The organism is Shinella pollutisoli, assembly GCF_024609765.1.
Classification (GTDB): domain Bacteria; phylum Pseudomonadota; class Alphaproteobacteria; order Rhizobiales; family Rhizobiaceae; genus Shinella; species Shinella pollutisoli.
Genome location: NZ_JANFDG010000023.1, coordinates 1 through 13,989, shown reverse-complemented (window position 1 = coordinate 13,989; position 13,989 = coordinate 1). Strand labels below are relative to the sequence as shown.

The 13,989-nt window shown below is 68.9% G+C and carries 13 protein-coding genes; 8 read left to right on the top strand and 5 right to left on the bottom strand.

The genetic code is table 11. The annotated features are described in order from the left end of the window. The first annotated feature begins 129 nt into the window (after positions 1-129). On the top strand, positions 130-1,731 hold the full coding sequence (locus NNZ72_RS17970; protein ID WP_257316828.1) for a caspase family protein: 1,602 nt from the start codon (positions 130-132) through the stop codon (positions 1,729-1,731). 29 nt (positions 1,732-1,760) lie between these two features. Then, positions 1,761-2,378 carry a hypothetical protein gene (locus NNZ72_RS17965; protein WP_257316826.1) on the top strand — a complete coding sequence of 206 codons (618 nt, stop codon included), beginning with the start codon at positions 1,761-1,763 and terminating at the stop codon, positions 2,376-2,378. Between the two features lie 9 nt (positions 2,379-2,387). On the opposite strand, the gene NNZ72_RS17960 is transcribed toward NNZ72_RS17965, so the two are convergent. Further along, positions 2,388-3,266, bottom strand: a complete 879-nt coding sequence (locus NNZ72_RS17960) for an alpha/beta hydrolase (protein WP_257316824.1) — start codon at positions 3,264-3,266, stop codon at positions 2,388-2,390. Positions 3,267-3,475: 209 nt separating this feature from the next. Between NNZ72_RS17960 and parE the strand changes: the two genes are divergently transcribed. Continuing rightward, positions 3,476-5,515 (top strand): DNA topoisomerase IV subunit B, encoded by a 2,040-nt coding sequence (gene parE / locus NNZ72_RS17955; protein WP_257316823.1) that lies wholly within the window; start codon positions 3,476-3,478, stop codon positions 5,513-5,515. Between the two features lie 75 nt (positions 5,516-5,590). Beyond that, positions 5,591-5,992, top strand: coding sequence for a hypothetical protein (locus NNZ72_RS17950; protein WP_257316821.1), 402 nt, complete (start codon positions 5,591-5,593; stop codon positions 5,990-5,992). A 6-nt stretch (positions 5,993-5,998) separates the two neighbouring features. On the opposite strand, the gene NNZ72_RS17945 is transcribed toward NNZ72_RS17950, so the two are convergent. Then, complete coding sequence (locus NNZ72_RS17945) at positions 5,999-7,141, bottom strand: DUF2336 domain-containing protein (protein WP_257316820.1); 1,143 nt, start codon at positions 7,139-7,141, stop codon at positions 5,999-6,001. Positions 7,142-7,257: 116 nt separating this feature from the next. Here NNZ72_RS17945 and NNZ72_RS17940 point away from each other — a divergent pair, with 116 nt between their 5' ends. Then, entirely contained in the window at positions 7,258-7,851 is a 594-nt protein-coding gene (locus NNZ72_RS17940) for an aldolase/citrate lyase/malate synthase family protein (protein ID WP_257316819.1), read from the top strand. A gap of 49 nt (positions 7,852-7,900) precedes the next feature. Here the strand turns inward: NNZ72_RS17940 and NNZ72_RS17935 are convergent, their stop codons facing one another. Together NNZ72_RS17935 and NNZ72_RS17930 are read right to left on the bottom strand one after the other, a co-directional pair. Continuing rightward, complete coding sequence (locus NNZ72_RS17935; RefSeq protein WP_257316817.1) at positions 7,901-8,515, bottom strand: flavin reductase family protein; 615 nt, start codon at positions 8,513-8,515, stop codon at positions 7,901-7,903. Continuing rightward, positions 8,508-9,092 carry a nitroreductase family protein gene (locus tag NNZ72_RS17930; protein ID WP_257316814.1) on the bottom strand — a complete coding sequence of 195 codons (585 nt, stop codon included), beginning with the start codon at positions 9,090-9,092 and terminating at the stop codon, positions 8,508-8,510. The genes NNZ72_RS17935 and NNZ72_RS17930 overlap by 8 nt, the downstream gene beginning before the upstream one ends. A gap of 98 nt (positions 9,093-9,190) precedes the next feature. On the opposite strand from NNZ72_RS17930, the gene NNZ72_RS17925 reads away from it, so the two are divergent. Beyond that, complete coding sequence (locus NNZ72_RS17925; RefSeq protein ID WP_257316812.1) at positions 9,191-10,186, top strand: RgsD C-terminal domain-containing protein; 996 nt, start codon at positions 9,191-9,193, stop codon at positions 10,184-10,186. Positions 10,187-10,252: 66 nt separating this feature from the next. On the opposite strand, the gene NNZ72_RS17920 is transcribed toward NNZ72_RS17925, so the two are convergent. Beyond that, positions 10,253-10,876 carry an invasion associated locus B family protein gene (locus tag NNZ72_RS17920; RefSeq protein ID WP_257316811.1) on the bottom strand — a complete coding sequence of 208 codons (624 nt, stop codon included), beginning with the start codon at positions 10,874-10,876 and terminating at the stop codon, positions 10,253-10,255. Positions 10,877-11,154: 278 nt separating this feature from the next. Between NNZ72_RS17920 and NNZ72_RS17915 the strand changes: the two genes are divergently transcribed. Then, positions 11,155-12,933: an extracellular solute-binding protein gene (locus tag NNZ72_RS17915; RefSeq protein ID WP_257316955.1), complete on the top strand. Its 1,779-nt coding sequence runs from the start codon at positions 11,155-11,157 to the stop codon at positions 12,931-12,933. A 112-nt stretch (positions 12,934-13,045) separates the two neighbouring features. Continuing rightward, complete coding sequence (locus tag NNZ72_RS17910) at positions 13,046-13,717, top strand: DsbA family oxidoreductase (RefSeq protein WP_257316809.1); 672 nt, start codon at positions 13,046-13,048, stop codon at positions 13,715-13,717. Positions 13,718-13,989 lie beyond the last annotated feature (272 nt).

Genomic DNA, 13,989 nt, shown 5'->3' with positions numbered 1-13,989 from the left:
GCGGCGTAGCAAATCGGCGCGCGCGAGAAAAGATGCGATTCGCCGCGGCACGCCCGAATATTCCGGCTCGCTGATACGTCGTGGGAAAACGGCGCGGGGCGCGCGCCCGAGGAAGGATGGATGGGGCGCATGCTTCCCTCAAGACGCTGCATCGCCGCCGCGACGGCGGCATTCCTCGTTGCCGGCGCGGCCATCGCGCAGGAGACGGGCGATCCCGCCGCGGGGGGCGACGGGACGCGGGGGCTCGCGGGCATCAAGACCGCGGTCAACGGGGTGACGGCCGGCGAGGCGCTGGTCTCTCCCGTCGTCTCGGCGCGACGCATGGCGCTCGTCGTCGGCATGGCCTCCTACGCGTCGATCTCGCCGCTGCGCAACACCGCGGCCGATGCGCGCGCGGTCGGCGCCATGCTGGAAAGGCTGGATTTCGCCGTCGACCTCGCCATCGACGTGCCTTTCGCACAGCTGAAGGAGACCATCGCCGCCTTCTCGCGCCGGTCGGAGACGGCGGACATCGCGCTGGTCTACTATGCCGGCCACGGCGTCGAGGCGGCCGGAGAGAACTACCTGATCCCGATCGACATCAAGGTCGACGATCCGGCGAAGATCCCCGAGCAGGCCGTGAGCCTCGCCACGGTGCTCGCCAGCGTCGAGCATGCGCGCAAGCTGCGCATCGTCATCCTCGATTCCTGCCGCAACAACCCGTTTCCCGCCTCCAGGGGGCTTGCGGCGGCAAGCGGCGGCATCGCGCCGGCTGTAACGCTCGGCGGCGACGGGCTCTCGCCGCCCGATCCGGCGCAGGGCATGCTGGTGATCTACGCGGCCGAGGGCGGCAAGGTGGCGCTCGACGGCGACGGCGACAACAGCCCCTTCGCCACGGCGCTGCTGGAGACCCTGCCGACGCCGAACGTGGAGATCGGCCTCGTCTTCCGCCAGGTGCGCGACCGGGTGATGGCGCTGACGGCCAACCGCCAGCAGCCGCATTTCTATGGCTCGCTCTCCGGCGCGCCCTTCTTCCTCGCCGGCGAGGACGAGGCGATCGCCGGCATCGCCGACAAGGCCGGGCAATGGCAGGCCCTCAAGCCCGAGCAGGCGGTGCAGCTTACGGCGCTCGCCGACGAGGGCAACACGCGCGCGATGATCGGCCTCGGCTACATGGCGCTTTCGCCCGATTCGACGAGGTTCCAGCCCGACAAGGCGTTCGAGTTCTTCCGCAAGGCGGCCGAGGCGGGCGATGCCGAGGCGATGTTCGAGCTCGGCAAGCTCTACGAGAAGGGGATCGGCACGGGCCAGGACGTCGCCGAGGCGCTGGAGCTCTACCGCAAGGCGGCCGACCTCGGCTTTGCCGACGCCATCAACGATCTCGGCTTCCTCCACTATCAGGGCGCCGAGGGGCTGGCGCGCGATCCGAGGAAGGCGATCGAGCTCTTCGTCCGGGCGGCGGACCTGCGCCATCCCCAGGCGATGTTCAACGTGGCCGCGCTGATCGACGACGGCCTGGTGCCCGGCAAGACGCCGCAGGACGCCGCGGACTATCTCTACGCGGCGCTGCGCTCCGGCGTCGAGGACGTGCTGGAGCAGCTGACCACCCGCCCGACCATGTTCAAGCCGGAGACGCGCCGCGCGCTGCAGGCGGCGCTCCAGCGCAACAATTTCTACGCCGGCGCCATCGACGGGCAGATCGGCGCCGGCACGCAGAGGAGCATGCGCATCGCATTCGGACAGACGGAGTGACACACGAGTTTCAGAGGGGAGAGACTTCGATGCCAGCCAGGAAAAGAAACCGCCTGCTGTTCCAGCGACTGACCACCGCCGTTCTCGCCCTCGCCCTCTCGGCGATGCCTGTGACGAACGGCCTCGGCCAGGAGACGAGCGGGGAAGGCGGCGGACACCACAGCCACACGCCCGGCGATCCCCGCATCTCCGCGGTCGCAAGCCCCGCCACCACGGCCTCGATCGTGCGCAACATCCAGGCCGTGCGCGCCGAATGCGCGAGCTACGATCCGGTCTATCGCATCGACTGTCTCCGCCGAGGCCTGAAGGACGTCGCGGACCGGATCCCGGGCGTCGGCGACTACCGGCAGGCCAAGCGCATCATCGCCCAGGCCGCCTCCAAGCTCGGCGGCATCCAGGCGAACAATGCCGATGCCTCGCAGCCGCGCGTGCGCACCCGCGGCAATGCCCGCTTCAAGCGGCAGCGGACGCTCACCGCCGTCAAGCGGCAGAACCTGCGCCAGGCGATGCAGCAGGCCGCCGCCGTCATCGAGGAGGCGGAAACGCTGCTCCTGCGCTCGGCCGAGAATTCGCAGAAGCGCTCCAGCCACTACCAGCAGATCGCCGCGGCCGTCGGCTCGACGAAGGTCCTGCTGCGCTCGGCCTGATCCCCCGCCTTACTGCGCAAACAGCCAGTTGAGCGTCTCGCGCCAGTCGGTCATGCGCACGGGCGTGCCGTGGCCGCCGGTCTGGAACAGCACGAAGCGCGCCGGCACGCCGGCCTTCCGCAGCCTGCGGAAGACGGCGATCTGGTCGTTCGCCTGATAGACGCTGTCGATGTCGCCGTGGGTGAAGACGATCGGCAGGCGCGCCTTGAAGGCGGGCGTCTGCGTATAGGCGCCGTCCGCCGCCCCGCCCATCAGCACCATGCCGGAGAGGTCCCGCACCGCGGCCGGGTCGCGTGCGACGCCCGCGCAGACGAAGCTGCCCATCGAGGCGCAGGCGAGGATCACCGGACCGTTCGGCGAGGCCGCCTTCGCCCGGCGCACGAGGCCGGAGACGAGTGCCGCGCCCCTGGCGTCGAAGGAGGGCACGCTCGGCGCGTAGTAGACGCCGCCGTTGTGCAGGGCGAGGTTCTTCAGCCGGTTGAAATTGCCGCCGAACGACCAGTCGTTGGCGCCGAGCCGCCGGTCGCCGCCGCGGCCGTGGATGAAGATGACGGTGAAGGCCGCCCCCTCGCCTTTCCCGGTCACCGCCACGTCGATCGGCCCGGCCGGCGTGTCGACGGTCCGCTGCAGCGTCTTCACCGCCGTCGAGACATAGGCCGCCTTCACGCGCCGCTCCGGCACCTGGTCGCGGGCGTTGATGTCGCGCAGCTCCTGGTAGTCGACAACCCGCAGCGCCCCGCCGTCCGCCGTCTCGACGATCTCGCCGTAGGAGAAGAGCTCGTCCTTCCACGGCTTGAGCGTCAGCGCGGCAGCGCTTTCCGCCGTCAAAGCGGCAAGGAAGGCGGCGAGAACCAGCCAGGCGAGGCAATGAACTGTGGACTGCGGCATGAACCAACCCTCCTGCGGGGCGGCCAGTCTTGCCATCGGCGTGCCCGCGACGCAATCCTCGTGAGCGAAGACGATGCCGTCCGGCATCGCGAAAGCCCGAGAAATCTGGCAGAGTCGCGGGCGATTCGCCCAGGAGCGCCGCACGCCGCCTGCCGGTCCCGCACGGACCGCCGGCGGAAAGGGCGCACGGAACAAAATCTGAACGGCCCATGCAAGACAACAACGATCTTTTCGCCAGCCTTCCCCCAGAACCCGACCGGCAGCCCGCGCCGCCCGCGGAAAGGCCCGCGGCGCGGCCGGCACCCGCCGCCGAAGGCAGCGGCGGCTACGACGCCTCGGCGATCCGCGTGCTGGAGGGACTGGAGCCGGTGCGCATGCGCCCCGGCATGTATATCGGCGGCACCGACGAGAAGGCGCTGCACCATCTCTTCGCCGAGGTGATCGACAATTCGATGGACGAGGCGGTGGCCGGCCACGCCAATTTCATCGAGGTAAGCCTTGACGCGGACGGTTTCCTGACCGTGACGGACAACGGCCGCGGCATCCCGGTCGAGAACCATCCGCAGATGCCCGGCAAGTCGACGCTGGAGGTCATCCTCACCGTGCTGCACGCCGGCGGCAAGTTCGACGGCAAGGCCTACGAGACCTCGGGCGGCCTGCACGGCGTCGGCGTCTCGGTGGTGAACGCGCTCTCCGACCATCTCGAGGTCGAGGTCGCGCGCAACCGCCGCCTCTACCGCCAGCGCTTTTCGCGCGGCGTCGCGCAGGGGCCGATCGAGGAACTGGGCGAGGTGCACAACCGGCGCGGCACGAAGGTGCGCTTCCATCCCGACCCGCAGATTTTCGGGCCGCATGCGCGCTTCGATCCGGGCCGCGTCTTCCGCATGGCGCGCTCCAAGGCCTACCTGTTCGGCGGCGTCGAGATCCGCTGGAGCTGCGACCCGTCGCTGCTCCCGGAGGGCTCCGAGACGCCGGAAAAGGCGGTCTTCCACTTCCCCGGCGGGCTGAAGGACTACCTCCAGGCGACGCTCGGCAAGGAGCACACCGTCACCCGCGAGATCTTTTCCGGCAAGAGCGAGAAGTCGGGCGGGCACGGGTCGCTCGAATGGGCCGTCACCTGGTACGGCGGCGATTCGATGATCCATTCCTACTGCAACACGATCCCGACCGCCGACGGCGGCACGCACGAGGCCGGGCTCAGGATCGCGCTTACCAAGGGCCTCAAGAACTACGCCGAGCTGACGCAGAACAAGCGCGCGGCGGCGATCACCACCGACGACGTGATGATCTCGGCCGTCGGCATGCTCTCCGTCTTCATCCGCGAGCCGGAATTCGTCGGCCAGACGAAGGACAAGCTCGCGACCGTGGAGGCGCAGCGCATCGTCGAGAACGCGCTGCGCGACCCGTTCGACCACTACCTCGCCGACAATCCGGGCGAGGCGGCGAAGCTGCTCGACTGGGTGATCGAGCGCGCCGAGGAGCGGCTCCGGCGCCGCAAGGAGAAGGAGGTGAGCCGCAAGACGGCGGTGCGCAAGCTGCGCCTGCCCGGCAAGCTCGCCGACTGCGCGCAGAATTCGGCGGAGGGCGCGGAGATCTTCATCGTCGAGGGCGATTCGGCCGGCGGCTCGGCCAAGCAGGCGCGGAACCGCGCCAATCAGGCGATCCTGCCGCTGCGCGGCAAGATCCTCAACGTCGCCAGCGCAGGGCGCGAGAAGCTCGGCGCCAACCAGCAGATCGCCGACCTCGTCCAGGCGCTCGGCTGCGGCACGCGCGCGAAATACCGCGAGGACGACCTGCGCTACGAGCGCGTGATCATCATGACCGACGCCGACGTCGACGGCGCGCACATCGCCTCGCTGCTCATCACCTTCTTCTATCAGGAGATGCCGGACCTCATCCGCGGCGGCCACCTCTATCTCGCAGTCCCCCCGCTCTACCGCCTCAGCCAGGGCGGCAAGACGCTCTACGCGCGCGACGACGAGCACCGCGAGGAGCTGATGCGTACCGCCTTCAACGGCCGCGGCAAGGTGGAGATCGGCCGCTTCAAGGGCCTCGGCGAGATGCTGCCGGCCCAGCTCAAGGAGACGACGATGGATCCGGCCAAGCGCACGCTGCTCAAGGTCGAGATCGACGACGTCGACTTCGAGGGCACGCGCGACGCGGTCGACAGCCTGATGGGCACGAAGCCGGAGGCGCGCTTCCGCTTCATCCAGGAGCGGGCCGCCTTTGCGGAGAACCTCGACATCTAGGGCAGTCCGGCGCCTTATTTTCGCGGCAATGCCGGTCTCCAAGGGCGCTTTGCGGGCGGCAGGAAAGGACGGGCCATGAAGGCGGCGCTGATCGTGATGACCATACTCGGCTGCGACGACAGCGCGACGCAGTGTCACTACATCGACACCGTCGACAGGAGCTGGCAGACGGTGGCGCTCTGCGACGCGCAGGCCGAGACCGAGATCAACCGCCGCCAGAACAGCAACTATCCGGTGATCGTCGCCGTCTGCGAAAGCTCCGGCGACCGCGTGACCGCCGGCCTGGAGAAGGCCGCCCCGCCGGCGACGGTGCAGGCCGACGAGCCGGCCGCGAAGCCCGAGGGCCTCGCCGCGCGCACGCTCGATTTCCTGAAGAACGCCCTGCCCGACACGGCGAAGCTGAAGGCCGCCGTCAGCAAGCCCGTCCATTCGATCGAGGACGGCTATGTCTGGGTGGTGAAGCGCTTCACCGACTGAGGCCGGTCAGGCCGCCTCGCGCGCGGCGATCAGCGCATAGCTGCGGGCGGTCTGGCGCTGCTCGGCGATCGCCAGCCGCTCGACCAGGTCGAGCATCGCCCGGCAGGCGGCATCGTCCGCGCGGCGGACCTGCGAGAGCAGCCGCTCGGAGACGGAAAGCTCCCCTTCCCCGCCCTTCGCCTCGCGGCGCCAGATGAGCGTTGCCTCGGCGAAGAGCGCGCTGACGTCGCGGCCGAGGCCGGCGGCCTCGTAGAGCGCGCGCACGGCCGCCTCGCGCCCGTCCGAGAGGATCGAGCGCACGCGCCGCTCCGCCTGGCCGGACAGGTTGACGATCGCGGCGGCGAAGAACTCGACGCGGCCGGTGCAGAGCGCATGCATCAGGAAGACCGGCGTCAGCCGTCCGGCGACGCGCAGGTGCTCGACCAGCGCCGGCATCTCCGCGGGCGTGACCTCGCCCGCCATGCCGATCGTGGCGAGGTCGCAGGCCTCGCGGGTGATGCGCTCGACGCGGCCGTCGCCGACGGCGGCGCGAATCAGGCCGAAGCCCGCAAGCGCGGCGCCGACCTTCTCGACCAGCGCCTGGCGCGCGTCGCTCGGGAGGTCCCCACGGTCGAGCAGGCGGTCGCGGATCTCCGCGTCGTCGCCGAGGCGGGCGGCGATGCGGGCAAGGCTCACGCGCGAGAGGACCGCGCCCTCGTTGTCGAGGAGCGCCAGCACGTCCGGCACCTCGCCGATCTCCGCCAGCGCCGCCGAGACCGGGCGGGAGACGAAGGGACGATGGGCGATCAGCATGCGCGCGACGTCGCCGCCCTTGGCGGCAAGGTCCACCAGGTCCGCATCGGTAAGCAACGGCGAACGAAGGATGATGTGGGCGGCGATCTCCGGCTGGTCCTCGGCGAGCGGCAGGATGACGGCGCGCGGCGCCGTCCCGCAGTCGGCGAGTTCCTCGGCGAGCGCCAGCCGCACCGACGGCGCCGGATCGTCGAGGAGGAAGATCATCGCCATCTCGGCGGCGCGCCGGTCGTCCGGCGCGATGCGCGAGCGAACATAGGCGCGGGCAAGCACGCCCGCGGCCCTCGCCCTGTCGCCGGCCCTTGCGGTTTCGACCCAACGGAGAAAAGCATGAATGACCACGGAACGCCCCGACACCTGCATGACATCTGCTGATGAGGGCACGCTATCGGCAAAACGTTTAAGATTGGTTCACCATGTCCGTTAACCCCTCGCCCATTGCCGGCAGGCCCGCCCGGCCCTATGAGGAAGGCATGAACGCCCTGCCGCACGCCCTCTTCCGCGCTTCGGACACGCTGACGACGCCGCTCGGCGCCTTCCTCGTGCAGCAGGCCGGCGCGGAGGACGCTTCGGCCCTGCGCCGGGCGCTCGCCGGAGGCCTCACGGGCGTGGCGCTCGCCGGCTGCCGCCGCGGTGCCGACGTGCAGCGGCTCGCCGTCCTCCTGTCCGTCGCCGAGGCGGAGGAGGACCGGCCGGAGGGATCCTGCCCGATTCTCGCCGTCACGGACGGCATCCTGCCGGCCCCCGCCGGCGCCGAGGGATTCGCCGGCAGTTCGGCGCGGCTCGCCGGCCTCGTCTGGGACCATGCCGCGCTTGCCCGCACGCTGGGCGCCGAGGACTGCCGGGCGGCGGACGGGGCCTGGACCGCGCCCTTTGCCGCGGCCCGGGCGGCCGTGCTGCTCTCCGCACGGGCGGCGGACCTTCGCGCCTACGATTCGGCCTGTCCGCTCGCCGGCGAGAACTTCGTGGAGGATTGCCGCCGCTCGCGCGCGGACGGCTTCTTCGGCCGGCTGGCGCAGGTCCCGGAGCAGATCCCGGTCATCGAATCGATCTACGGCGGCCGCTAGCGCTTCCGCTCGTCTCCGGATCGCGGAGACGCTCCACCTCCGGAAATCCCTAGGCCTTCGGCCGCAGCATCTCGAAGACGTCGGAGGCCTCGCAATAGTCCATGTAGCCCATGCGGCCGAGCGGGCGGGCGACGGCCATGTCGAGCCGGCCGTCGCGCACGATCCGCGAACTGATATGGATGCCGACCACCTGGCCGAACACCACCCAGTTGTCCGTCTCGTTGCCGTCGAGATCGAGGGGACGGAGGATCTGCGTCATGCGGCATTCGAGCGCCGCATAGGCCTCGCCGACATAGGGCGCGTCGACGAGCCGGCCGGTCACCGGCGTCAGGCCGGCAAGGGAGAACTCGTCCGCATCGCGCGGCACGGCGACGGAGCTGGCGTTCATCGCCTCGGCGAGGTTGCAGCTCGCAAGCGAGCAGGTGAAGACGCCGGTCGCCTCGATATTGGCGACGCTGTGCTTGTGCCCGCTCGACGAGAAGACGACGAGCTTCGGCCGATCGCTCACCGCATTGAAGAAGGAATAGGGCGCGAGGTTGCGCGTGCCGTCCGCCGCCCTGGTGCCGATCCAGCCGATCGGCCGCGGCGCCACGATCGCCTTGAAGGGATCGTGCGCCAGGCCGTGGTCGTTCGTCGCCGTCTCGTAGAAGCAGGCCTCAGCCATCGTCCCCGACCCAGGTGACGATCTCGGAAAGCTCCGGCCGCGGCCGCTCGGTCGGCGGCACGGTCGGCGTGCCGATATGGATGAAGCCCGCGACCTTCTCGTGAGGCTCGACGCCGAGCAGGGCGTGGGCGCGCGGGTCGAAGGCGTACCACTCGGTGATCCAGTTGGCGGCATAGCCGTGGGCGTTCGCCGCCATGATGAGGTTGAGGCAGACGGCGCCGGCCGACAGCACCTGCTCCCATTCCGGCACCTTGACGTGCGGCGCGGCGCGGCTCACCACCGCGACGACGACGGGCGCGCGCGTCAGCCGCGTGTTCTCCACCCTGACCATCTCCTCCGACAGGTCCGGCCGGTCGGCAAGCGCGATCTTCGCCATCGCCTCGCTGATGCGCCTGCGCCCCTCGCCGCGGTAGACGACGAAGCGCCAGGGCGCGAGCTTGCCGTGGTCCGGCACGCGCGAGGCGAGCTTCAGCATGTCCTCGACCTCGGTGCGGGAGGGGCCCGGCTCGCCGAGCTGGAAGGCGGGGATCGACCGGCGGGTCGAAAGATAATCGATCAGCTTGATTTCGGTTTTCATCGGGGAGGAGTTCCAATAACGTGCCGCGGCGCGGCCATGAAAATGCCATTAGCCGGGTCTTCAAGTGGAGCCATAAAGTCAGGAAGTCAACCTTCACCATGCGCATGCCGAACAATCCCGCCGTTGCCTTCAGCGTCGTCGCGGCCACGCTCGCCTCGCTGTCGGCGCCGGTGCGCGCGCAGGACACGCTCGACAGCTTCTCCGAAATCACCACGCCGCTGAAGGGCGCCAAGCTCGTCACCTCCTTCAATCCGCTGGTGACCGGCGAGGCCACGCCGGCGAACCTGCGCGACGTCACCTGCGAGGCGGTGCTGACGAAGGACGGCCAGGCGATGCAGCACGGGCTCACCTGGCGCGTCTTCTCGCCGATCCCCGGCGTCGACGGCAAGCTGCCGCTGCTCGCCACCTCCGAGGGCGGCTCGGCGGCCTTCCAGCTCGTGCCGGGCGAATATTTCGTCAACGTCGCCTTCGGCCGGGCGGGCGCCACGAAGAAGCTCGTCGTGCCGCAGAGCGGCGCGGTCGAGAAGCAGGTGATGGTGCTCGACGCCGGCGGCATCATGCTGAACGCCGTCTCCGGCGCCGACGTGCGCATTCCGCCGAAGGAACTGAGCTTCTCCATCTACGCCGCCGAGGTGCGCGAGGACGGCGAGCGCAACCTGGTGCTCGCCGACGTCAAGCCGAACACCGTCGTGCGCCTCAATGCCGGCACCTATCACGTCGTCTCCGACTACGGCGCGGTCAACGCGGTGATCCGTGCCGACATCCAGGTCGAGGCCGGCAAGCTCACCAAGGCGATCATCCAGCACCGCGCCGCCAAGCTGACGCTGAAGCTCGTCTCCGAGCCCGGCGGCGAGGCGATCGCCGACACGGCCTGGTCGATCCTCACCTCCTCCGGCGACACGGTGAGCGAGAGCGTCGGCGCCTTCCCGACGCTGGTGCTCGCCGAGGGCAGCTACATCGCCGTCGCCCGCAACAAGGAAAAGATCTACCAGCGCGATTTCACGGTGAAGGCCGGCGTCAACACCGACGTCGAGGTGCTGCTCGACGAGAACGGCGGCGGCCAGAAGGCGACCGACGAGGCCGTGTTCGACTGATGCCATGCAAAAAGGCCGGCGGGGCGCTCGCCCGGCCGGCCTTCGAGAACCCGTCCGCGGACGGAATTACTGGCTCTTGGCGGCCTTCTGCGCGTCCTCGAGCTTCTTGCGGGCCTCCTCGGCCTTCTTCTGCATCTCTTCCTGCAGCAGGCGCTGGCGCTCCTCGAGCTGCGACTGCTCGATCGGCTCGCCGTCGAAGGCGCCGGTGAAGCCCTCGAGCGAGATCTTGATCGGGTTCGGCGCGCGCTGGAAGTTGACCGAGGTGAAGACCACCTCGCCGCCCTTCTTGAGGCTGGCGATGACCTGATCGGTCAGCGGGATCTCGGCCACGCACTTGTCGGGCATGCAGATGGCATAGTCGAGCTTCTGCGCCTTGCCGCCGTCGATCTGCATCTGCACGCCCGGGGGCACGAGACGCGCGCTCGGCACGGAGACCTGCATCAGCTTGCGGTTGGTCTTGCCGGTGACGGTGATGAGGCCGACGGCCGTGATCAGCTGGCCGCTGTTGGCGGTGAGCAGGTTCTGCACGATGCAGACGTCGTTGTCCTCCTGCTTGGTGCAGACCTTGAACCAGCCCTTCGGCGCACCGGCCTGCTGGGCGAAGGAGGCGGAGGGCAGCGCCGCCGCGGCGACGGAGAAAGCGAACGCGGAAAGCGCCGTCTTCCGGATGATGTTTGAAGTGAAGATCATAATTCTGTCGGTCTCCTGAAAGTCCGGTGCCGGAGCGACGGGCTCCGCTCCTCAGCGTTTGATCGGCCGTGCGCTCTCCTGTCGGCGAAATGAGGCATTTGCATGGCCCGGTTCCGGGTACTCCTGTTACAATGCGCCGCGTCGGATATCCAGCCTTTCTTGCGAATTTCGCCGGACCGTGCCGCCTTTGCGCGCGGAGCGATATAATGAAGGGGGAATCATCGGCAGTTCACGAGGAGACGCCCTTGCACCGGATATTCACGGCCGTCCTGGCCGGCATGATCGGCCTTGCCGCGCCGGCCGCCTCTGCGGAGCCCCTGCACGGCATCGCCATGCACGGCGAGGCGGCGCTGCCGGCGGACTTCGCCCATTTCCCCTACGTCAACCCGCAGGTGAAGAAGGGCGGGCGAATCGCCTACGGCGTCGTCGGCACCTTCGACAACCTCAATCCGTTCATCCTGAAGAGCATGCGCACCACCGCGCGCGGCATGTGGGATCCGGAATTCGGCAACCTCGTCTACGAATCGCTGATGCACCGCTCGCGCGACGAGGCCTTCACCATGTACGGCCTTCTTGCCGAGACGGTGGAATGGGACGAGGACCGCACCTTCATCCAGTTCAACCTGAACCCGAAGGCGAGATGGGCGGATGGGAAACCGGTCACGCCGGAAGACGTGATATTCACCTTCGAACTGCTGCGCGACAAGGGCCGCGCGCCCTTCAGCCGGCGGCTCGACGGCGTCGATCGGCTGGAGAAGGTCGGCGACAACAGCGTGCGCTTCACCTTCAACGACAAGGCCGACCGCGAGACGCCGCTGCTGATCGCGCTCTCGCCGGTATTGCCGAAGCACGCCGTCGACGCGGAGACCTTCGACCGCACCTCGCTTGCCTTCCCGCTCGGCTCCGGCCCCTACCGGGTGAAGGAGGTCAAGCCCGGCGAGAAGATCGTCTTCGCGCGCGACCCGGACTACTGGGGCAAGGACCTGCCCTCCAAGGTCGGCTTCGACAATTACGACGAGATTTCCGTCGAATACTTCCTGCAGGAGAATTCGCTGTTCGAGGCCTTCAAGAAGGGCGAGATCGACATCTTCCAGGAGGGCAACCCGACGAAGTGGGCGCGCGGCTACGACTTTCCCGCCGTGCAGTCCGGCGCCGTCGTGAAGGAGACGTTCCGGCCGAAGATGCCGTCCGGCATGCTCGGCTTCGTCTTCAACACGCGCCGCGCCATGTTCGCCGACGCCGAGGTGCGCAAGGCGCTGACGCTCGCCTTCGACTTCGAATGGGTGAACCGCAGCCTGTTCGAGAACGCCTACAGGCGCACGGAAAGCTACTGGCAGAACTCCGACCTCTCCTCGCTCGGCGTCGCGGCGGACGCGCGCGAACGGGAAATCGCCGGCCCCGCGCTTTCGCGCATCGATCCGGACGTGCTGGCCGGAACTCACCGGATGCCGGTGACGGACGGCTCCGGGCGCGACCGGACGGTGCTGCGCCAGGCGATGGACCATTTCAAGAAGGCCGGCTATGCGATCCGCGACGGGCGGATGGTCGACGCCGAGGGCAGGCCGCTCGCCTTCGAGATCATGACGCAGAACGCCGACCAGGAGAAGCTGGCGCTCGCCTACCAGCGCTTCCTCGCCGCCCTCGGCGTCCGGGTCTCGGTGCGCACCGTCGACGATTCGCAGTACCAAAGCCGCAGCCAGACCTTCGACTACGACGTGATCATCAAGGCCTACGCCTCCTCGCTCTCGCCCGGCATCGAACAGATCAGCTACTGGGGCTCGGCCTCGCGCGACCGCCCGGGAAGCTCGAACTTCGCCGGTCTCGCCGACCCGGACGTCGACCGCGTCATCGAGGCGATCCTGACGGCGCGGGCGCCCGGGGACTTCCGCTCGGCCGTCAGGCTGCACGACCGGATGCTGCTGTCGGGCGCCTATGTCGTGCCGCTCTACCATCTCGGCGAGCAGTGGATCGCGCGGGCGAAGCACATCGGCAGGCCCGAGGTCACGCCGCTCTACGGCTACCAGCTTCCCGTCTGGTGGGACGAGCGGGCGCAATAGGCGGCCGGTCCCGAATTCTCCGGTAACATGGAAGTAACCGGTTGAATGCGCCTGCCGGGAAGCCTATCTCGGCGGCCTGTCCGGAATTTTCCGGCAATCGAAAGGAAATCCGATGGAAGCGCTCACGATCGATGTCGTCTCCGACGTGGTCTGTCCCTGGTGCTACCTCGGCGAACGGCGGCTGGAGAAGGCCGTCGAGGCGGTGCGCGGCGAGGTCGCCGTCGCCGTCACGTTCCGTCCCTACCAGCTCAACCCCGACCTGCCGGCGGAAGGCGTCGACCACAAGAAGCACCTTGCGGAAAAACTCGGTGGCGCCGCCGCCGTCGAGGCGGCGCACGAGCGGCTTTCCGGCCTCGGCCGCGCCGACGGCATCGCCTTCGACTTCCCGGCCGTCAAGGTGAGCCCCAACACGCTCGACGCCCACCGGCTGATGCGCTGGGCGATGATCGAGGGGCCCGAGGTGCAGCGCCGCGTGGCGCTCGCCCTCTTCAGGGCCTATTTCGAGGAGGGCCGCAACGTCGGCGACCGCGCGGTGCTGCTCGACGTCGCCGAGAGCTGCGGCATGGACCGGGCGGTCGTCTGCGCGCTCTTCTCCGCAAACGCCGACGTCGATTCGGTCCGGGAGGAGATCGGCATGGCCCGCGACATGGGCGTCACCGGCGTGCCCTGCTTCATCATCGACAACAAATATGCCGTCATGGGCGCGCAGTCGGCGGACGTGCTCGCCAATGCGTTGCGCGAGATCGCCGCGATGAAGGCGAAGGAGCGGGCGAGTACGGAATAGGGCGCGGTCGGCTTCCCCTTCTCCCCTCGGAGAGAAGGTGGCCCGAAGGGCCGGATGAGGGGGGAACGCACTGCAATCCGCCTTCGGCGCCCTCTCATCCCGCTGCCGCGACCTCTCCCCGCCGGGGAGAAGGAGCAAAAGGCGCTCTCCTCATTCCACATATGACTGCCCCGGCAGGACAGAGAGGCAAGCGAAACATGCCTCACGCCGCCCTACCAATGAAATGCGTTTCGACATCTGCCTTTCGGGCACTGTGTTTATGGCCGAGGATG